22 protein-coding genes are annotated in these 18,580 nt (G+C 62.6%); 6 read left to right on the top strand and 16 right to left on the bottom strand.

Features of this window, described 5'->3' with window-relative positions:
• Positions 1 to 14: 14 nt before the first annotated feature.
• Positions 15 to 200, bottom strand: coding sequence for a hypothetical protein (locus AC1Q7F_RS30125; RefSeq protein ID WP_054168947.1), 186 nt, complete (start codon positions 198 to 200; stop codon positions 15 to 17).
• A 35-nt stretch (positions 201 to 235) separates the two neighbouring features.
• Positions 236 to 1,327, bottom strand: a complete 1,092-nt coding sequence (locus tag AC1Q7F_RS30120; RefSeq protein ID WP_492512255.1) for a DUF7146 domain-containing protein — start codon at positions 1,325 to 1,327, stop codon at positions 236 to 238.
• A 127-nt stretch (positions 1,328 to 1,454) separates the two neighbouring features.
• On the opposite strand from AC1Q7F_RS30120, the gene AC1Q7F_RS30115 reads away from it, so the two are divergent.
• Entirely contained in the window at positions 1,455 to 1,643 is a 189-nt protein-coding gene (locus AC1Q7F_RS30115) for a hypothetical protein (protein ID WP_492512254.1), read from the top strand.
• Positions 1,644 to 2,134: 491 nt separating this feature from the next.
• Positions 2,135 to 2,491 carry a ribbon-helix-helix domain-containing protein gene (locus tag AC1Q7F_RS30110; protein ID WP_492512253.1) on the top strand — a complete coding sequence of 119 codons (357 nt, stop codon included), beginning with the start codon at positions 2,135 to 2,137 and terminating at the stop codon, positions 2,489 to 2,491.
• Positions 2,492 to 2,757: 266 nt separating this feature from the next.
• Here the strand turns inward: AC1Q7F_RS30110 and AC1Q7F_RS30105 are convergent, their stop codons facing one another.
• From AC1Q7F_RS30105 to AC1Q7F_RS30095, 3 genes are all read right to left on the bottom strand, one after another.
• The gene (locus AC1Q7F_RS30105; protein WP_492512252.1) at positions 2,758 to 3,696 is read right to left on the bottom strand and encodes an SOS response-associated peptidase; all 939 of its coding nucleotides are present in this window, start codon (positions 3,694 to 3,696) and stop codon (positions 2,758 to 2,760) included.
• Between the two features lie 144 nt (positions 3,697 to 3,840).
• On the bottom strand, positions 3,841 to 4,194 hold the full coding sequence (locus AC1Q7F_RS30100) for a hypothetical protein (RefSeq protein ID WP_492512251.1): 354 nt from the start codon (positions 4,192 to 4,194) through the stop codon (positions 3,841 to 3,843).
• 154 nt (positions 4,195 to 4,348) lie between these two features.
• A complete protein-coding gene (locus tag AC1Q7F_RS30095; RefSeq protein ID WP_492512250.1) occupies positions 4,349 to 4,669 on the bottom strand; it encodes a DUF736 domain-containing protein in 321 nt (106 codons plus the stop codon).
• A 740-nt stretch (positions 4,670 to 5,409) separates the two neighbouring features.
• On the opposite strand from AC1Q7F_RS30095, the gene AC1Q7F_RS30090 reads away from it, so the two are divergent.
• On the top strand, positions 5,410 to 6,330 hold the full coding sequence (locus tag AC1Q7F_RS30090) for a hypothetical protein (RefSeq protein WP_492512249.1): 921 nt from the start codon (positions 5,410 to 5,412) through the stop codon (positions 6,328 to 6,330).
• Positions 6,331 to 6,450: 120 nt separating this feature from the next.
• Positions 6,451 to 6,918: a hypothetical protein gene (locus AC1Q7F_RS30085; protein ID WP_492512248.1), complete on the top strand. Its 468-nt coding sequence runs from the start codon at positions 6,451 to 6,453 to the stop codon at positions 6,916 to 6,918.
• A gap of 13 nt (positions 6,919 to 6,931) precedes the next feature.
• Here the strand turns inward: AC1Q7F_RS30085 and AC1Q7F_RS30080 are convergent, their stop codons facing one another.
• From AC1Q7F_RS30080 to AC1Q7F_RS30045, 8 genes are all read right to left on the bottom strand, one after another.
• Positions 6,932 to 7,222: a hypothetical protein gene (locus tag AC1Q7F_RS30080; protein WP_492512247.1), complete on the bottom strand. Its 291-nt coding sequence runs from the start codon at positions 7,220 to 7,222 to the stop codon at positions 6,932 to 6,934.
• The gene (locus AC1Q7F_RS30075) at positions 7,210 to 7,428 is read right to left on the bottom strand and encodes a hypothetical protein (RefSeq protein ID WP_298326093.1); all 219 of its coding nucleotides are present in this window, start codon (positions 7,426 to 7,428) and stop codon (positions 7,210 to 7,212) included. The genes AC1Q7F_RS30080 and AC1Q7F_RS30075 overlap by 13 nt, the downstream gene beginning before the upstream one ends.
• 62 nt (positions 7,429 to 7,490) lie before the next feature.
• On the bottom strand, positions 7,491 to 7,823 hold the full coding sequence (locus AC1Q7F_RS30070; protein WP_298333609.1) for a type II toxin-antitoxin system PemK/MazF family toxin: 333 nt from the start codon (positions 7,821 to 7,823) through the stop codon (positions 7,491 to 7,493).
• Positions 7,820 to 8,074 (bottom strand): AbrB/MazE/SpoVT family DNA-binding domain-containing protein, encoded by a 255-nt coding sequence (locus tag AC1Q7F_RS30065; RefSeq protein WP_492512246.1) that lies wholly within the window; start codon positions 8,072 to 8,074, stop codon positions 7,820 to 7,822. Before AC1Q7F_RS30065 ends, AC1Q7F_RS30070 begins: the two co-directional genes overlap by 4 nt.
• Positions 8,075 to 8,129: 55 nt before the next feature.
• The gene (locus AC1Q7F_RS30060) at positions 8,130 to 8,351 is read right to left on the bottom strand and encodes a hypothetical protein (protein ID WP_492512245.1); all 222 of its coding nucleotides are present in this window, start codon (positions 8,349 to 8,351) and stop codon (positions 8,130 to 8,132) included.
• 91 nt (positions 8,352 to 8,442) lie between these two features.
• Entirely contained in the window at positions 8,443 to 8,694 is a 252-nt protein-coding gene (locus AC1Q7F_RS30055) for a hypothetical protein (RefSeq protein ID WP_492512244.1), read from the bottom strand.
• Positions 8,695 to 8,980: 286 nt separating this feature from the next.
• The gene (locus AC1Q7F_RS30050) at positions 8,981 to 9,625 is read right to left on the bottom strand and encodes a JAB domain-containing protein (RefSeq protein ID WP_492512243.1); all 645 of its coding nucleotides are present in this window, start codon (positions 9,623 to 9,625) and stop codon (positions 8,981 to 8,983) included.
• A 351-nt stretch (positions 9,626 to 9,976) separates the two neighbouring features.
• Positions 9,977 to 10,303, bottom strand: coding sequence for a helix-turn-helix domain-containing protein (locus AC1Q7F_RS30045; RefSeq protein WP_492512242.1), 327 nt, complete (start codon positions 10,301 to 10,303; stop codon positions 9,977 to 9,979).
• Positions 10,304 to 10,511: 208 nt separating this feature from the next.
• On the opposite strand from AC1Q7F_RS30045, the gene AC1Q7F_RS30040 reads away from it, so the two are divergent.
• Positions 10,512 to 10,706, top strand: a complete 195-nt coding sequence (locus AC1Q7F_RS30040) for a hypothetical protein (RefSeq protein WP_492512241.1) — start codon at positions 10,512 to 10,514, stop codon at positions 10,704 to 10,706.
• A gap of 350 nt (positions 10,707 to 11,056) precedes the next feature.
• Positions 11,057 to 12,265: a hypothetical protein gene (locus AC1Q7F_RS30035; RefSeq protein ID WP_492512240.1), complete on the top strand. Its 1,209-nt coding sequence runs from the start codon at positions 11,057 to 11,059 to the stop codon at positions 12,263 to 12,265.
• 121 nt (positions 12,266 to 12,386) lie between these two features.
• Here AC1Q7F_RS30035 and AC1Q7F_RS30030 read toward each other — a convergent pair whose 3' ends face one another.
• The 3 genes from AC1Q7F_RS30030 to AC1Q7F_RS30020 form a co-directional block, all read right to left on the bottom strand.
• Positions 12,387 to 13,292, bottom strand: coding sequence for a DUF2493 domain-containing protein (locus AC1Q7F_RS30030; RefSeq protein ID WP_492512239.1), 906 nt, complete (start codon positions 13,290 to 13,292; stop codon positions 12,387 to 12,389).
• A gap of 290 nt (positions 13,293 to 13,582) precedes the next feature.
• A complete protein-coding gene (locus AC1Q7F_RS30025; RefSeq protein ID WP_492512238.1) occupies positions 13,583 to 17,845 on the bottom strand; it encodes a strawberry notch-like NTP hydrolase domain-containing protein in 4,263 nt (1,420 codons plus the stop codon).
• A 91-nt stretch (positions 17,846 to 17,936) separates the two neighbouring features.
• Complete coding sequence (locus AC1Q7F_RS30020) at positions 17,937 to 18,554, bottom strand: hypothetical protein (protein WP_492512237.1); 618 nt, start codon at positions 18,552 to 18,554, stop codon at positions 17,937 to 17,939.
• Positions 18,555 to 18,580: the final 26 nt, after the last annotated feature.

Here is an 18,580-nt window from a genome sequence, read left to right as displayed (position 1 = left end):
GTCTCCTAGCCTGGTCAGGCTGCCCGGATCAGGCGATAGCCCTGATCGCGAGCCGCACGGAGCTTGGCCAGGGCGGCGGCGACACCCTGCTGTTCCGTGTCGTCTTCGAACTCGCCCATAAAGTCCATGGCAAAGGTGAGGGCGGCAGCCACCTCGGCTTCTGGGATGTCGCTGACGGCGATGCTGGGCTGGTCGGACATGTGGATACTCCGAGAGAAAGGATGCGAACGGGAGTTTAGGCCAGTGCCTGGACGGGGCTGCGCCAGCGGCTCCACCAGCTGGCGCCAGCGGTATCGGCCTCTTCTTGCACCAGGTGCCGGTAGAGGCTGCGGATCCGCGCGGCGACGGCCTGCGGGCCGAGCTTGAGCAGGTCCTCGTTCCAATCCTTCAGCACCGGCCGGGCCCGAACGATGACAAGACCATCCCGGTCCTGGAGCCGTTCGACGAGGCGCTCAAATGCGGCATCGCCAGCTTTGTCGTTGTCAGCACCGACGAGCAGGATCCTGGTGCCGACGGGAATATCCATCTCGCCCAGGTGCCCGGCCGACGAAGCGGCCCAGACGGCCAGCTCCGGCAAGGGCGTGGCCACAGCAGCGCCGTCCTCCACCGCCTCGGTGGTGAACAGCACCCGGACGTCCCGGCCCTGCAAGCGGCAGGCGGCTCCATAGAGGTCGCCGAGCGACATCTTCGGATCGGGCATGTCGGCCTTACCACCGTCCTCGCTCAGATAGATCCGGTGGATGCCGGCGAACCGCCCGTGCAGGTCCTGGAAGCGGGCAATGAGCGCCGGCCCCCTGCCCGTGTGCTGGACACCCTTTTCGCCCGGACGGGTCTTTTGCCACCATCCCCACCAGCAGCTGGCGTCGAAAGCCAGGTTGGAGAGGTGCCGGCCAACGCCACGGCGCAGGAGATACCGCGCCGCCAGGGTGTTGCGCAGGTTGCGGGCGCCGCGCCAGATCCTCTGGGCCAAAGCCTGCAGCTCCGCCGTGGACTTGACGGGTCCCTTGGGCTTGGCCCGGAACTCCTCCGGCACCGGCAGGCGCAGGATCTCGCGCAGACGCTGCTTCGTGCGCGACCAATCATGCCCGCCGCTGGCAAGATGCACCAGGTTGAGGATGTCGCCGTTGCAGGTATCGTCGGCATAGTCCCGAAACCGCCCCTTGGCCAAGTTGACCTTCAGGCTGTCGCCGGCATCGCCCGCGATGTTGCCGACGCAGAAGCTGCGACCGGCCACATATCCGTTGGGAAACAGATGAGCGCAGACATGCAGGGCGTTTTCACGGGCCTGCGCTGCTAAGTCGGATAATTCAGGATCACTGAATGCCATGATCACCACCCCCATGTTCGGCCAGGAGATCGGCTGGATCGACCTGGCGCATGTGTCTGTATCTGGTTGGTGCGAGGTCCCGGACATGACGCCCGATCCCTGGGCCTGAGCAGCACTGGAAGTCTGGATGGCGCTGCATGAGCGCCAGATCGCCATCAATGTGGGTGATTACCCAGCCTCTGCCGGCACGCGGGTCGCGCTCGTTCAAGATGTCGACGACATCGCCAACCGCGAGAGAAAATCGAATATCCAGCAGCAACGAAAACACCATCAACTAGAGAACACCAACACGATTACTATAACAAAACACCAATAAAGAGAGAAGCAATTAAAAACATCAAGAAAAGTAATATTACCTCACAACTTGGCATGACAAATGCTCTCATTTTTGGTGAGCCAGAGCATTTATTTGATGACATTCGAGCGTAGCGAGAAATGGCTATCAATGGGGTGTTTGCTTCATTTTCGGAGCCTGCCGTCGCGTGGATTTTAAAGCGCTGGCGGAGAGGGGGGCGGCAAATGGGAAAGGGAGGGTGGCTCGGGTGCGGCTGGCGCGGGGCCGGAGGACCTGCGACGGACGCGGCCGCGCTGCCTGACCGGCATTTTCCGCCCCCCTCTCCGCCAGCGCATCCACGCGAGCGACGGCAGGCTCCGAAAATGACGACGAACATCTCGTCGGGCGTCAGCCCGACACCGCTTCTCAGCACCAGCTGGGCAGCGCCAACGAAGAAACTTGGCTTCTCAGCCATGGCATCGTGTCTCGCGCAATGATATGTATTTATAATTAATAACTCGCGTTTCTAGACTATGCCGCCGCTCCGCAAGCCAACACCGTCGTCCTCCCCTCCCCCGGCCCACCCGCTGTTTCAGGAAACCGACCTGACGCAGAAAACAATTATTCGGAATATCCACATTGGCGGTCAGCGAACTTCGTTGCGACTGGAGCCAGCGTTCTGGGATGCCATTGAGCTGATCGTGAAAACCGAGAAACGGTCACTCACCGACGTGCTGGACGTGCTGGACGTCAAGCGGGGTGCTGCCTCCCTGACAGGAGCGATCCGGATTTTCTGCGTGAACTATTTTCTCATCCAGGCCCCATCCCTCCCCGTCACGACGGGTGAGCTGGTGGAGGTGGGGCAGAACCAGGCGGCCGCCAGCGAATAACGCGCGTCCCGCAGGCCGATGGGCACCGGCCGGCACTGCGGCCGGGAGCAGCCCCCCGTCCGAACCCTACGCGATAGCCCGAGACCCGCTTGCGGGGCTCGGCAGTTCTTAGGGTCTGGCGCGGCCCATAGGCCGCGCTGGACCCTTAGAACTGGTACCGTTCGGACAACCTGCGGCTCCGAAGGAGACGCAGGTTGCCCCGCCCTGGCGGGGCGGCCCCCCATACTCCCTGTTGCCCTCTGTGTTCCAGGCCCTGCCCTATCCGACTATTCCGGCAAAGGTTCCAGAAGATCGGGGCTGTTGTTCTTCACGGACCCGACCTTCACATCCACCTTCCAGGCCTGCATCAGTTCGGCCGGCAAGGTCTTCAACACGCTGTCCGGCATGGCGTTCGGGATCTCGCCCAGCCAGGTGGACCAAGCGCTTTCAGGCAGTATCATCGGCATCCGATCGTGAACATCCTGGACCAGTTCATTCGGCTTGCCGGTGATGACGGTGAACGACCGCAGAACCTCGTTTCCTGCGAGCTTCTTCCACTCCCACAGGCCCGCCACGGCGAAAGGCTCCCGACCCCGTAGGGCAAAGGCGTAGGGCTGTTTGACGTTCCCCAGCTTCTTCCACTCGTAGAAGGCGTTCATCGGTACCAAACACCGCTGGCCACGCTGGAACGGGTTCCGGAACATGGGCTTCTCCAGGAGCGTCTCCGCCCTGGCGTTGGTCGGCTGCGGCCCCCGATTGGCCGGATCGGCCCAGGACGGTACGAAGCCCCATTGCAGCAAGTCCAGGTGCCGCGTGCCGTCCTTAGGATGCAGACGGACCACCGGCAGGGCCTGGGTGGGCGCGGCGTTGTAATTCGGATCGAAATTGACCAGCGGGTTTGACGTCCCGAACAGGGCCCGCAGATCGCTGGGTGCAGCGGTGATCGCGTATCGTCCGCACATGCTGTCCTCGTACTGGCTCCAGAGGCTTTCGCCGGTCAACCATTCATGCACCAGATTGGCGGCACCAATTCCGTGGACAAGGTCCATGCTCTGCGCCTGATGAACACGGGTAATGGCCGCCTGGTCAACGCCCATCCGCCGCAAAACGCCGTCCAGCAATCGTTCGGCGGCGGCCGCCTGCCAGAACAGACGCTCCACCTTATCCTTCAGGGCGCGGATTTCCTCTTCTCCGCCCGCCCCATCCGTTCCTTCGACCTGGTCCATGATCAGCACGCCGGCAAATGCGGCCTAACCACGCCGCGGAACGGTGACCATACGATGTTCTGTTTTTGTTCTCAACCCCACCAAAAGAGCGCAAGCAACCGCCACCCGCTCCGAGAGAGCAGGTGGCGGCTTGGAAGAGGGGGCTCAGCGCCCCCAACTGGCCTCGATCTTGTCGAGGTCGGCCAACAGTTCGGCCTCATACTCCGGGGAGCGAGGACGGCGGGCACGTATAGAAGCAGCCGCGCGCCGCGCCGCCATGTGTGCCAGAAGCTCCTGATCGGTCAGGCCAAGATCGAGGACGCTATACGTGGTCGTTTCCGCGAACATGGTGTTGTCCATCTGCTGAAGTTGTAGATGGGCCAGCCGGCGGGCGGGGGAAGCGGCCGGGTCAATGACGCCGAAGGCGCCGCGTAGCGGGGCGTGGGGGAGCCGATTTTGTCGCTTGCGGCAAAATTGGGGGCACCGCGCATCATTGAGGCGGCCGCTTCCCTCGCTCACACTCCGCCCCTCTGCTGCGCAAGCATTTGCACCAACGCCGACGCCGCGTGCTTCAGTTCGGCCGCACCGAGCGTCCAGGTCCTGCACGACGACCTGGCCGGCGCCGGCGAATGGAGGCACGGGGCCGACCTGGCGGCCGGCCCCGCGCGAGAGGTCAGTCGCGGGACCAGATGAGGCACAGCACGTCCTCATCATCCTGGCCGGGCTGGCGTCCCAGGTTGCCATAGAGCGTCTGGGGAAGCTCCGGTGCATCCAGCTTGAAGGACAGGTAGGTGGTGCCGTTGGTTCGGGAGGTTTTGCGCCAGACCGCGCCGGCCTCGAAACCGGTGCCCGCGAAGATGCGGAAGTGGGGGCCGTTGGGGCCGGGATTGTCTACGGGAACGATGTCGATTTCCGCCCGAACGGTGAGGGTCTTGAGGTTGCCGCGATAGCTGCCGTCTTCGGTCTTGCGAATGGTGCCGATGATTGTGGACATGGAGCTTCTCCTGGGTTCTGGCGACACCAGCGTCGCCGCGTGCCCCGACGTCATGCGGCAGGATGGCGGATGACCATTGCGTCGTAGCGGGCCGGGCCTGCACGCCCGCTTGGCTGCAAGCCATGCGAAGGGGTGCGGGGCTGGGCCTGCCGTCCGACGCGATGGTTATCCGACAGAATGGCGCATAGTCGAAAAGGGCCACGGCGGCGTCGGTGTTGCCAGAACCAGGCCAATGCTCCCATGCCAACGGCTACCACTGTTGCAGGGGTAATGACGGCCCGCGGCTCCCAATCATCCACGCCGGTCGCGAGCAATCTTCACCCCGAGCCAGCACGAGGACCGGGCCGCTACAATCGCAGGCAGTTTCCCCGGTTACCGGCAGCCGGCCGACGACGACCGACGACCGACGACCGACGACCGACGAACGTCCATCACGCTCCTGCAAGCCAAGCGAAGCCTCAATGCGCTCAACCGGAATCTAGCCGCTTGAGGGAATGTGACCGAGTTCCTTCCCACAACCATCTGCCCGCGTGGGTGGGGACGAGGCAAATCTCGACCGTCAGCCGACACAGGTCAACATGCCGTTTCTGTCCTCTCGTAACCAATTGATATAAACACAAAAAGTGCGAGAACTCGTCCATTTTGTCCTATTTTTGAACGAGTAAACAATGGTTATTGCACCTTACGAAAGTTCTTGTAGGTTAACGAGAACATCTACATAGCCAGCCACGGTGTTCAACATGACCAACAGCGACATAATGGAAGAAACATTGATTCCGCAGGCCCGCTACCTTTTTGGTTGGTGGGATAGCAATACGGATTTCGGGGATGAACTATTTGAAATCAGACCCGTCCAGAGATTCACACAGGCGGTCGAAGAGGTGCGAGTTGCCGAATCCCTTGGCCCTAAATGGTTCCACCCACCTATTTTGCACTCCATGACTGAAGGCACATGCTTGCCCTGCGACCGGTTTGAGCTCCCGGTCACTCACTGTCTCACTGTTACGGGCCATGCCTATGACGCCGACCAGGGCGATTTTCTCGTGTTGGTGCTGGGCTTCTGTCTCGGCCTGAAACTCACCCCGCAGGGAACCGGACATCTCATGGCCACCCCGTGGAAGGAACGAACTCTGAGCCCATTCTATGCAGATAAACGGGATATCCTCGTGGTTCTGAGACATGCATTGAACTTTTGGCTGCCACAGCCGCCAGAGGTCCGATCCCTCGCATTCTCAGCAATACACTGGCATTTGACGGCGCATTCCTACCGTCAACAGCATGACCGCTTCGCTTGGCAATACACGGTGATGGATAACATCTATAGGCTGACGTGCCTCACTGATCCGGCGTTCGGCAGCCTCAATAATCGCAGTCCACATGGCAGGCGCCCAGGAGTGCTCGGCCAGAAATATGGATCGCCGATGCCGACTGCGTTCGGCGCAGGCGACGCAACTGTCCTCAGCGGCCTTCGCAATGAGCTCATCCATGAAGCGCGGTGGTGTGGTGAGCCGATCGGTTATTCGGTCAGCACGACGGGGCATGATCTGGTTCATGCACTGCAATATTATAACGCCCAGTTGATCTTGGGGTTTCTGGATGTTCCGTGCCGCTTTAGGCAAACGAGCGATCCTATGAAACTCCAGGCCCTGGACATATATTGACCAACGCCACTGTCGCGACCGTTATGCCAGATCCGACCGTACTCTTACCCTGTCGGCAGTGCCTGTTGCAGGGCTCCCACAGTGCGGTTAGAAGGTTGGCGCTTACCTCTTGGGGGAACCATGAAGCATCTGCTCGTTCTGGCAATCACAGCGACCGCACTGTCCCTGGCCAACCCCGCCTACGGTGGCAGTGAGATAGATGCGGTGCCAGCAGAGCGGGCGCTGCTGAAGGAAGCATGCGAGACCAAGGATAAGCCCGTTCCGACGGCCGGAGCGAAGGTCGACCTTTATGACTACCGCGTGACCGTCTCCGTCTCCCCTGCCATCCATGTGATGATGCAGGACACGGCTTTCGACGGGCCGACCTGGCGGAAGACGCTGGACTGCGAGGGAAGCCGCGCCTTGGCCGCACGCATCACCGGCGGCAAGATCGAGTTACGGTTTCAGGCCCTGGTGCCCTATCCTGATCCGTCGAAGGATCCAAGATATGTCGCCTTCTCGGACACCTTCGCACTGAAGGATCTGAAGAAGGGCGCGATCACGCGCGAGAAGGACGGTGTCTCCTACCGCTTCGACCTCAAGACCTAACTGGTGGAAACGGTCAGCGCGACTGCCGGCGCTGGTTACGATGCGCGACCAGCGCATGCGCCTCCATCCAGCCGTCGGGGGTAAGCTCGTATTTAGTTGGGTCGAACAGGCCCCGACGTGACAAGCCGTACACGGTGCCAGATGCACCCCCGTGCATGGATCGCCCCGACAGATGATGCCAAGGGCGTCCCTCAGCATAGCTGATTAGGGCGGCGACCATGGCCGGTGACAGATCCTGGCGGATAGGCGGGAGATTACTGGTCATGATCTTTCCGACATTCGGGGATGATTTCAGAAATTCCATGCCTTTGCGCCACGTTCAGCCACGATCTTTCTGGCCTCGCGCTTACCCGATACATACACATCTTCCTCCAGCCAGTGCCTATGACCACCAGCAGAGTGCGCGAACCGCAGCACGCCGACAGGGAGGGCGTTTCCGGCGGCATTTGCCGCATTACGCTCGGCGACCGACACCGCGAAATAGTGCGCTTCCAATAGCAACTGCGGCATGTCTTCCTCACATCCCTAGCGAAGCATCATTGTCGAACGTTCGACAATGATGCAGCCCAGCCTCAGCTCACCAGCGGTGCCACCCGCGCCAGCACCTCGTCTACGACACTCTGCGGCGCCCTGCCGATCAGTTCCAAATCACGTGCCGCATGGTCCATGCTCTTGATGTGGTCGGCCAGTACTGCGCCCTTGACGGCTGCACCGGCGGGCAACATGACCTCGAACGGAAATCCCTTCACCTTGGTGGTGATCGGACAAACGATGATGACACGGCTCTTGGAATTATAGACCCGCGGGGAGATTACCAGAGCAGGACGACGACCAGCCTGTTCGCTTCCCGCTTGAGGGTCGAAGTCAATCCAAATCAGATCGCCCCGATCAACGGTGGTCTTCACTTGGGGTCCCATTCAACCACCTCCGCGCCCACTGGCCTCACGTCAAAGGTTTCATCCGGCAAATTCTCCGGCGTCATCAAGGCCACCAGTTCTTCCAGCGTATAGCGCGGCCGCGCGGCCGTGATCACGAGCCCAGCCCCTGACACCTCCATGTTGACGTCGCTTCCCGCCGACAGGTTCAACTGCTCAGCGACTGCTTTCGGAATCCGGATCGCGAGGCTGTTGCCCCACTGGGCAAGGGACGCATGCATCATTTCCTCCAAGGCCGTATCTACATTGACGATACAACCATATAGGCGCCGGTGTCTACAGTGTAGATACATCGTGTCCGACCTTTCTCACGGTGCTGCGGGGATCGATGGCATGCGCGATGTGTTTCGAATAGACGGCAACCACCCGCCAATAGGCACCCATCATCGCCTTCCCGCCGCGCCAGCATTTTTCACCTTCGGCGGCGGCTTGGTCGGCGAGTTGGCGCAAGAGGGTTCCCAGCTGACGGCGGATGTCTGGCGGGATCTCTTCGATCATTCCCAGCGTTGCAGGCAGCCGCAGGACGGGGTTTCGCACGTCCCGGCGGGAACTGCGCATTATGGTGCGAGCGGCTGGCCCGGTTTCGTCTTTACTCACCGGATAGCCCTCCCTCGGCGGACGCCAGAACCTGAGCCGTATCCAACCAGGTGTCTCCAACCTCAACCGGATAGATCGAGACCAGCGCCTCTTCGCTGGCTCCATCGGAGAAATTCACACGCACCGTTTTCTCCTCGGTGCCCTGCACGTCAAAGTCGACGATAATGACCTGGATGTCCCCAGGGCGATCCGAGCAGATATGCTGGATCAGCCCACCGTCCATCGTGATGACGATCCGGTTCATAACAATGTTCCTGTCTACGTTATGTCGAACGTTCGACAATCAAAACGGTGGCAACCCACCCTCTACAGGGGCGACATCGGAGACAGTGCCGTTCCATATGCGGCCATCCTGGAGATGAACGCGGACCCAGCCGGTGCGCGAAATGGTGCGACCCTGGATGGTGACGACTGGTGCGAAGCCTGTGATCACGCCCGGGTGAACGCCGAAGCTGTAAACCTCCACCGCGTCCCCAATACGGAGAAGTGGCAGCGGCGATGGCGCATCTTGCCTCATTGCCCGGCCCCCATCATAGCAAGCCGGACGATTTGAAGCTGGTATAGGCCCCACCAGCCCCAACGATGATGTGGTCATGGAGAACAATCCCCAATGCCTTCAGAGCGGCATCTACAGAGCGCGTCATGTCGATATCGGCCCGGCTTGGGTCTGGCGCCCCACTTGGATGATTATGAACCAGGATCACGGCAGCGCATTCTACGAGCAGCGATAACCGAGCAAGCTCGCGAGGGTAGCAGGGAGTGTGGTCGACCGTACCACGCTGAACTTCCTTGTCGAGCATGAGCCGGTTCTTGCGGTCGAGGAACAGGACGCGAAAACTTTCGACCGTTTGGCCGGCATAAGCCAGGGCGACATAGTCCAGCAGCTTCTGCCAGGATGACAGCACCGGTTTGCCAACCAGTTCGCGGACCCTCACCCGCCGACAAACTGTCTGGAGCAGGCGGACCCGTGCAACATCTGCCGCTGTGAAGCCGGCGAGAACGAGCTGGAGATCCGTCGCTGAAAACATTCCCCAGAGGTCACCCAGCGTCTGGCAGGGGCCGGCGTCGATCCCAAGGGCGAATGCCATCTCCATGAGGAGTTGATCGTCGGTCATGCGATCGGGGGCCGCGTTCTTGGCCAAGTCGATCATTGTGATGGGAAGCTGACAGTCCATCTCTCTCACTCCAGGAAGGGGTCACCTCCTCCCTGACTGCCCTCCAACTCTACCCGAAGAGGCTGAGCTGCCGACTGGCCCCTGGCACCGGTGCCCCCGGCGGCGTGGATGTCCGCGGCTGCCGACGGTGGGCGTCCTTCGGGGGGATTGCCGCATGCAGCCGCAGCAGCTCTTGATAGGTGAGCACTGCACCATCGACCTTGTGGTTCGCACCGGATCGATAGACGGCCTTCCCGCTATGGCGCAGGGCCACCACCGCCTGATGGAGATCAATCGCCTCTGGCCGGGCGTCTACCTCCTTGCGGTGACGGACGCGTGCTGGCCCATATCCCAAGGGCAGAGGGACTTCCTTCATTCCTCTGGTGCCTTGACAGGGGTAGAGGCGACCGTGGGCGCCATGGCAATTGCTTGCGTCCGGTTCTTCACGCCCAGAGCCTTAAAGATGGCGGTAATCTGGATCTTAACGGTGCCCTCTGTGATGTCCATGGCGTCTCCGATCGCCCTGTTGGGCAGCCCCTGGGCCATCAGGCCCAAGATCTGGCGCTGACGCGGCGAGAGTTGCTGGTTGCCCAGCGGTCGCAATGCGCTGGCCGGCACAGGCCCCAACGAAGTGTTCAACATCTTGTCGTGGGTCAGTGTCTGGCCACAGGTCGGGCAGAAACGTGCTTCGGTCTGCATTGGGTTGGAACCTCCAGGGTGGGGCTGGTAGCGCCCGGAACAGGATATGCGAAGATCGCCGTCTAGACGCTTACGATATATACCGTTAAGGCGATTATTGACAATACGGTATATATCGTAAACACCAGCACCACCCCGGCCAGAGAGCTGTAAGCCTTTGTCTTACATGGTAGTTGCACCCGCAGACGTCGTGCGGTTATGAAGGCGCATGGCCAAGCCACGCACGCAGACGGAGAGGCTTTTGCTTCCCTTGCCACCCGGCACCAAGGAGCGGCTGGACAAGGTTGCCGGCCCCGGTAGGAAAACTGTTTTCATCCGGGATCTGGTGCTTCGGGAGTTGGATGAGCTGGAGCGGGCTCAGAACCTCGCCGGGATCGACATCGACGCCGGCTCTGGCCCCTAAGATTATCTGACCACCGACCCGCACGGCCCGCCTGCCCTACGCGCCAGCCCGAGACCCGGCTTTGCCGGGGCTTGGCAGTCCTTGGGGTCTAGGGTGTCCCGAAGGGGCGCGCTGGACCCTTAGGACTGGTACCGCAGGTCGCGGCGCCGGCGCCGCGATCACCGCCCAGAAGGGCGGTGACGTCCCTGATGCCAATATTCTATGATCTGCACTGCCATAGCGCGCAGAAGGGTCATCAAATGGTTCTTGCCTTAAACCTATTGACGATAAAGACCCTACTGCAGTTCAAGAGAGGTAAGGGAGTGCCATCGCGCGCTCCCCGAGCCGACGCCAAGGTACTACGGCCGCACATGGCCGAGTACATCGACAAGGTCCTGGCTGATAACCTGAAGCGCGAAGTGGATCAGGAAGAGAACGTTGTCCGCAGCTTGCCACTTTTTGCAACAGCGATCGGTGCCCTTCTCGCGCTTTTGGGGCTGACTATTAAGCCGTTGGCAGCAGCCCACTGGTACTGGCTGTCCATCATAGCGCATTTGCTCGCCTTCGGAATTGTCATCTGCGTGCTGGCGATCGCTTGGATGATGAGGCGGGCGACCATCCCACAGGCGCAGAACCAATTAATGGCTGAAACGGAGTTGATCGATTACGCCGAAAGCCTCACCCGCCATTTCCAAGACGAAGCGGAACGTCTCAAATCTGCTGCGATCAGCGACGTAGAACGGCGGCACAAAGCACTAGATACCCTCAAGAGCACATCGGCAGCCTGGAAGGGAGCCATGGCCCGCGATGTCGTGTCACGGACCGTTGAACCAGCGGAGAAGCAAGCCCATGCTGTTATCAGAGCTTTCATGCAAATCGATACGGCGAATTACACGCAAACCGTCCGCTTGACCAATTTGAGCCGGATGGCGTGGCGTGCCCAGATGTTTTTGATTCTCAGCGTTGCCGTGGTGCTGGCAGTGCTTCTGGCCTGTGCTATTGTCTTTCTGGAACGCGCCGCATTGGCAAGGAGCAACCAAGATGACCGACAATCAAGATCAGCAGCGTCTCAGCCGCTTGCGACAGATGTTGGCCAAGGTCCACAGGTTGAGGTTAAGGGCGGTGACGCCGGAACAGGTGAAAGCGACGGTGCAGCGGGTCACGACGCAGCAGCAGAACCCCAGCCGGACGGTCACGTCCGAACATATCCGGGACGCAATCAAGAAGACGGGCCGCCGCCATCAGGGGACATTCGTGTCCGTCCAAGGCTCGAACGGCTCGGTGTTGGTGAAGCAGGTCCCGCCCCCCCCGCCGGTGAGGGTGATCCAGACGGGACTGAACGCCAAGGAACTGAAGCCCGTGAGCCGGCGGAAGGTGCGGGAGATGATCCAGGCACTGTCGGAATCGAAGGCCTAGGAACCGGACCTGGTGCAGCAAGTCAAATGCCTCAACAGGAGAAACACCAGCATGTCCCAATCTCCCTCCCCTCCTCCCCCTCCTCCCATGCCGACCCCGCCGCCCCCGCAGACAGTTTGGAAGGACGCGGGGCCGCGCCCGGAGCCAGCGATGGGCGACCGTAAGTAACATTCCCGCCCCCGGCGGGGCGGGGTAGGGAATGGGAAGGGGCGGCCCACGCCCCTCCCATCGGCCGCTCACGGCCGCCGGCCAACCACCGACGACGGTCGCAGGAATAAGGGGACTTCACGCCCCCCCCTCCGTGCGCAGGTCCCAGACGCTGATGCCGCGGCGACGACACCCGTCGAACAGGTTGCCGATCACGCCTCCCCCATTGAAGAGCACAACGCCCTGGGGCATTTCGGCCAGGAGCAAATCGTTGCGCTTGAAGGGTGCGGCACCCTTGTGACGGTTCCAGTCCGGCTTGAAGGGAATGCGGGTCACGCCGCGGTTTGCCGCCCAACGATCGGCGATCAGTTCGGCGCCTTTTGCCCCGCCATGGAGCAGGACCATGTCCGGATAGCGCTTGCGGATCAGATCCAGCCGGTTGAACAAGGCGTCGACATCCTGGTACTCCGGCCCGCCGATCACGGCGATCCTGGTGCCAGTCGGAACCATCGTCTGCGTCTGGGCCGTGCGCCTCGCGGCGATGAAATCCTTGCTGTCCAGATAGGCTGCCGTCATGTGCCTGTTGTTGACCTGGCTCCCGGTGCGGGGCCGCCAGACGCTGCCCGTGTGAACCTCGAACAGCTCGGCCGCCTCGTCACGCATGGCCTCCATCCAGTTGCGGCGCTCGATCATGGTCCGCCCGATGGCGATCAGCTTCTCCAATTCGGTGGCAGCGACCTCCGACCCATCTTGGCGCTCCTGGGCGGCCCGCTGGTCAAGTTCGTTGCGGTCCAACTGGCCCTCCAGCCGGGCAGCGTAGCGATGGAAGATGTTCACGATCCCCGACACGAGTTCCTCGATGTCCGGTTCCATGCGCGTACCCTGGAGCGTGGCTACCACGGCATCAACCATGTCATGGACAGCACCCAGCGAGCGGTTATCCTCGGGCATCGGCCGGGTGTCGATCTCGTCATCGCCGGGGCGCAACCCGAAAAGCTCGGCATCGTCGCAGAAACGGGCGGTGGCGGTGTGGGTATCGGGCATTTTGGTGTCTCCATCTTCAGCCGCTCCGTGCGGCCTTCGTGGCGACGGTCAACGCCTCCCCTGCCCTGCTGCGCACCGCCTCTGGCGGCCGAAGCGTCAGCGAAGGACCTGGTTGGGGGAGCTATTTTGCTTCGCGATGCAAAGCTGGTTTTGTAGAACGTTCTACAAAACCAGCGGCGGAAAATAGTTCCTCCACCAGGTTGCGCCGAAGGAAGGGAGAGGCGTCCGTTCGCCCTCCAGAAGGCAAGCGGAGCGGCCTCCGGATGAGACCGCTCCCCTGCCCTGCCCCACTACGCCGCTGCTTTCTCGTCGATGACCCGTGCCACGGGATGCCGGCGCACGATTGCCGACAGTACCTCCGGCTTGTCGACCGGGATGAAGAAGCGCAGCCGGTGAGAGATGATCTCCGACATGCAGCCGGCGGCCTTCAGCCACTCGCGGTCGGTATCGGACCAGCCCGAGATCTCGACGCGGCCCTCGTGCATCACCTTCACGCGCCGCACCAGCAGGCCCTGGGCCAGTTCGACCGCGAGGCGACCAGCTCGGATGTCCTCCCAATAGCTGGCCGGGTCGACGGGCGTTACCGGGCTGTCGCTGAAGCTGCGCCAACCGGGCGGCACCTGGCGGCCAAGCAGGCGCTCGCCATCGTCAGTGGTGAGGCGGTAGACGGCAGAACTGAATGCGGGCAGCTCGCGCCATATCGGCAGGAGGAGGCCGACCACCATGAACCGGCACTGCTCGACATACAGCGGAAGCTCAGCGCATTCCGCGACCCACGCGGCCCGGAATTCGGCCACCTCCACCTCGCGCCAATAGGTCTCCGCGAGCTGGGCAGCGGCCATGTGCTCGGTCTCTGCCGGCCGGATAAAGCGGAGCCGGGGCGGAAAGCTCCCGTCCTTGGCCATGAGCGTCGGCGCATCGACCACCAGAGCAGCCCGGCCGGTGCGGTCATTGATCATGGGGCGCCCCTCACCCTGCATGATGCGGCGAACCACCCGGTCAACACCCACGATCTCTGCGCTCCGTCGCTCGAGGACCTGCACCAACTCGGTGCAGGCACCTGTGGCCGCATGCACCGCAATTGTCTCCCGGCGCTGAACGACGAAGCTATCAGCCCGCAGCACCTCGACGCCGGCATCATAGGTCCCCGCAGCGATTGCCGCCTCTATGCGCGCCTCGATCCCCGCCTGAAAGACGGCGAAGATATGGTTCTGCATGGCGATGGGCAGGGCCAGAAGCCTGTTCAGGAACGTCGTGATCGGCGGAAGCTCCTCCTTCATGCCGGTCTTGGTCGTCAGTTTCAGCCCGGTCATCTCCTCGAACGCCCTAATGCTGACTCCGGCGACCTGGCCATCGACAAGCTGGCGGTAGAGTTGCCGCAGGGCATCACGGCCATAGTGTGTTTCCAGGTCATCTTCGGGTCGGAACAGCCCCTGGCCACCAGTCTGGCGTTGCCCCTTGGTAAGAGCGCCCAGGGCATTCAGACGCCGGGCGATCGTGCTCAGGAACCTCTTTTGCGCCGCCACATTGGTCGCCAAGGGCCTGACGATCGGCGGCATGGCCTGGTTCGTTCGGTGAGTGCGGCCCAGGCCCTGGACGGCCACGTCGGCCCGCCAGCCCGGCTCAAACGGATAATGCACCCGCTGGTCCTGGTTCGCGCAGGCAAGGTCCGCATGGTATGAACGGCCGGTGCCGCCGGCTTCGCTGAACATCAGCGCCCGCTTGCGCCGTCCCATGAAGGCATCGGCCTCCTCCAGATTGGCCATGCCAGACCGGCTCTCGACCCGCAGCTTGTGGCCATCCCGCACGATGCGGCGCTGACGACCGGTAACCTCAGCCACTACATCGGTCCCGAAATACTGGATGATCTGGTCCAGGGCACCAATGACCGGGGGCAGGGCGGCGATCTGCTCCACCAGCTTCTGGCGCTGACGCAGTGCCTCCCGACAATGGACGATCTTGCCGTCCTGGGTAACAGGCACCGAGACCATGGCGCCGGCGGCAGTCTGGACCTCTCGGTGGAGCTGCGTGGGAAAGGCAGCGGTCAGATAGGACAGGACGTACTCGCGGGGCGTCACGTCAACCTGGAGATCATGCCAATCTTCTGGCGAGATCTCCGCAAGCCGTCGCTCCATCAATGCCTCGCCCGTGCTGACAAGCTGAATGACAGGCGCACGCCCATTGGCGAAGTCGTCCTCCATCGCCCTGATCAGCGTTGGCACTGACATGCCACCAATCAGAGCTGCAAAGAACCGCATCTTTGTGCTCTCAAAAGCGCTGCGCGCAGCCGCAAGTGCGGCACGGTTGCGCGTCGTGCCGTCCCGATCAACAACACCGGCCGACATGAGAGCCGCCTCCAGGTTCTGATGGATAACCACGAACGCGTCGGCATAGGCATCGTAGATGCGGATCTGCTCGGGTGTCAGGTCATGAACCATCGGCTCCACCTCGACACCCTCGAAGCTTAGGCTCCGGGCACAGTACAGCCCCAAAGCCTTGAGATCGCGTGCCAGCACCTCCATCGCCGCGACACCGCCGTCCTCGATCGCTGAAATAAAGGCCGAACGCGTGGGGAAGGGCGCATCCTCGCCACCCCAAAGGCCCAGGCGCTGCGTGTAGGCGAACTTGGCGACGGACGTGCTGCTGGTGGCGGATACATAGACCACCCGAGCGCTGGGCAAGGCATGCTGTAGCTGCAAGCCGACGCGCCCCTGCTGGGATGGCTCGTTGGCGCGCTCATCGTCGTTGTCGACCGTGACGGCGTTCTGCAGCGCGTGGGCTTCATCGACGGCGACCACACCGTCGAAGTCCGGCCCAACCCAGTCCAGGATCTGTTGCAGTCGAGACCGGCCGGAGATGCCGGCACCGGCGCGCAGGGTGGCGTATGGAACGAAGAGAATGCCCTCCGCGAGAGTGATCGCAGTTCCGGGCGCAAAATTGGCCAGGGGCGTGACGAGGAGCTTTTCCATGCCCAAGGCAGTCCAATCGCGCTGCGCGTCCACCAGTAGCTTATCCGACAGGGACAGCCAGAGGTGCCGACGCCGGCCCTTCAGCCAATTGTCCTGCAGGATGCCGCTGACCTGGCGCCCCTTACCCGCACCCGTGCCGTCGCCGATGAAATAGCCGCGGCGATACTGCACCGCTCCTTCAGTTCCCTCCGGTACCAGATGCACGTTGTCGAACGTCTCGTCGGCCTTCCACCAGCCCCCCAGGAGCTGACCGTGCGCTTCGCCAGCATAGATCACGGTTTCGAGCTGGGGCCCCGACAGCTTCCCGCCGCCGACGACATGGGGCAGGAGATGGGGTCGATAAGTGGGCACCGGCGGCGCCACGGCCGCCATGGCGGCGGACTGGACCAGCTTGTCGGGATGCTGATGGGCGCCGGGGATCCGGATCGACTGGATGACGTACGGCTGATAGACATCGCCCTCCCGTTCGGTACTGGTCGCCTGTTCGTCGGCCGGGACATAGACTAGCTCCACGCCAGCCGGCGCCGGCGTCGGTCGCACCGCCCGACGCTGGACCTGACAGCGCTGCGGGATAGCCGTAGCGCGTGCCGATGGCGCACCGTTGCCGCTCGGCATCGACAGCTCCGCCCTGGCTGGCAGGGTCTGGGCCATGACCGCGAACAGTTGCCGCAGGTCCTGCACCTGGTCGATCATGCACTCCTGGGCCGACCCGGATGTCACGCGGTCGATCACGGTCAGCCTGGTATCCACATTGGTCCCATGGGCCTCAAAGGCGGAAGCGGGCAGGGGGGCAGAGAACGTGATGCTGCCAATGTCGCGGATCCGCGAGAAGATGTCTGCAAAGGCCGGGTTCGTGGGACACTGGTTGATACCGGTCAGTGCAACCAGGCGGCCGCCGGGAAGCAGCCGGTGCAGGGCCGCGAGGATATGCACCAGGCCGACGTCACTGGCATGGCGGCCGCCCGCCGTCACACTGAACGGCGGGTTCATCAGAATGACGCTCGGCCGCAGGTCCTGCGGCAGCAAGTCGTCGATTTGGCCGGCATCGTGCCCGAAGACTTCCGCAGTGGGAAACAGCCCCTGGAGCAGACGCCTGCGCCCCTCGGCGAGCTCGTTCAGTATCAGGCGGGCGCCGGCGATGCGGGCATGGATGGCGAGCAGCCCGGTGCCGGCCGACGGCTCCAAGACGACGTCCGACGACCGCAGATCGCCTGCGGCCGCGCAAGCTAGGGACAGGGGCAGGGGAGTGGAGAACTGCTGGCGGAGCTGGCTCTCCTCCGACCTGCGGGTCTGGGTTGGCAGCAGCTTGGCCAGCCGCTCCAACATGGGCAACATGGCCACCGGCTCCCCGGCCCGACGGAGCATTCCCGGCCCGTGCTTGTCCAGGAACAGGACAAGGGCGGCTTCACAGGCATCATAGGCCGACTTCCAGTCCCACAGGCCCTGGGCGTCCGATCCGCTATAGGCCTCTTCCATGGCTGCCCGCAGAATGACGGCATCGACGCGGCCGCCGACATTCAGGGTGGCCAGGATCCGGCGTGCCGCTTTCAGCAGCGGTGAAGCGGGCAGGGGAGTGGTGATCATGTTGGCGTCCTCGGAATGGAGTGCCGGCACGCTCCAGCGGTACCGGCTCACCCCCTCCCTGCCGTCCTCCCACTCTGCCGCCACCGCAGCGTCACGCCGCCAAGGTTGGCCCTGGCTGCAGGTCGATCTGCCGCCAGACGTCGGGTGCCCGGACGCCTCCCGCATAGCTCTCTTGTTCCAAGGATCGGCAGCATAACCAGCGGCCCAGTTCGTCACGGTCCAGAAGATCGAAGGTCCAGCGCCTGTGCGCCACTGGGCGATCCTCGATCGGGCCGCTGTCCCTGGCAGTGAGGGTCGCGAAATCCTCACGCTGGTGGGCGCTTGGTTGGAAGCCGTCGGGGAGCGTGACCGTCCCTGACACAGACATGCTGCGCTGACGGGCCTCTTCGGGGAAGATCGCCGTGGTCAGTCGCGTGCGCGTCTGGCGGATGATGGCCTCCGGCGTCGTCTGTCGCATGCCCCCGAGGCGTAGCATGCCGCCGGCCGCGTCGGCCGCAATCTTGGTCATCTCGGCGATGACCTCATAGCGCGCCCCGAACGCAACAGCTTGCCAGCGCCGCGCCCGCCGATTGCTGGCGTCGAAGACATTGCTGCAACCGATCTGCGCCAGCAGCAGATACTGTGTCGTAGTACCTGCCCACGCGGAGACGTGGGGAATGCCTTCCGGGAATTGGATGGCCTGCATTTCGAAGATGATGGAAGCGCCCATGATGGCCTCCTGTCTGGACAGTTCTT

This window comes from Niveispirillum sp. GW835-FHT14G11 (assembly GCF_058793615.1).
This window is presented reverse-complemented; position numbering and strand designations above follow the sequence as displayed.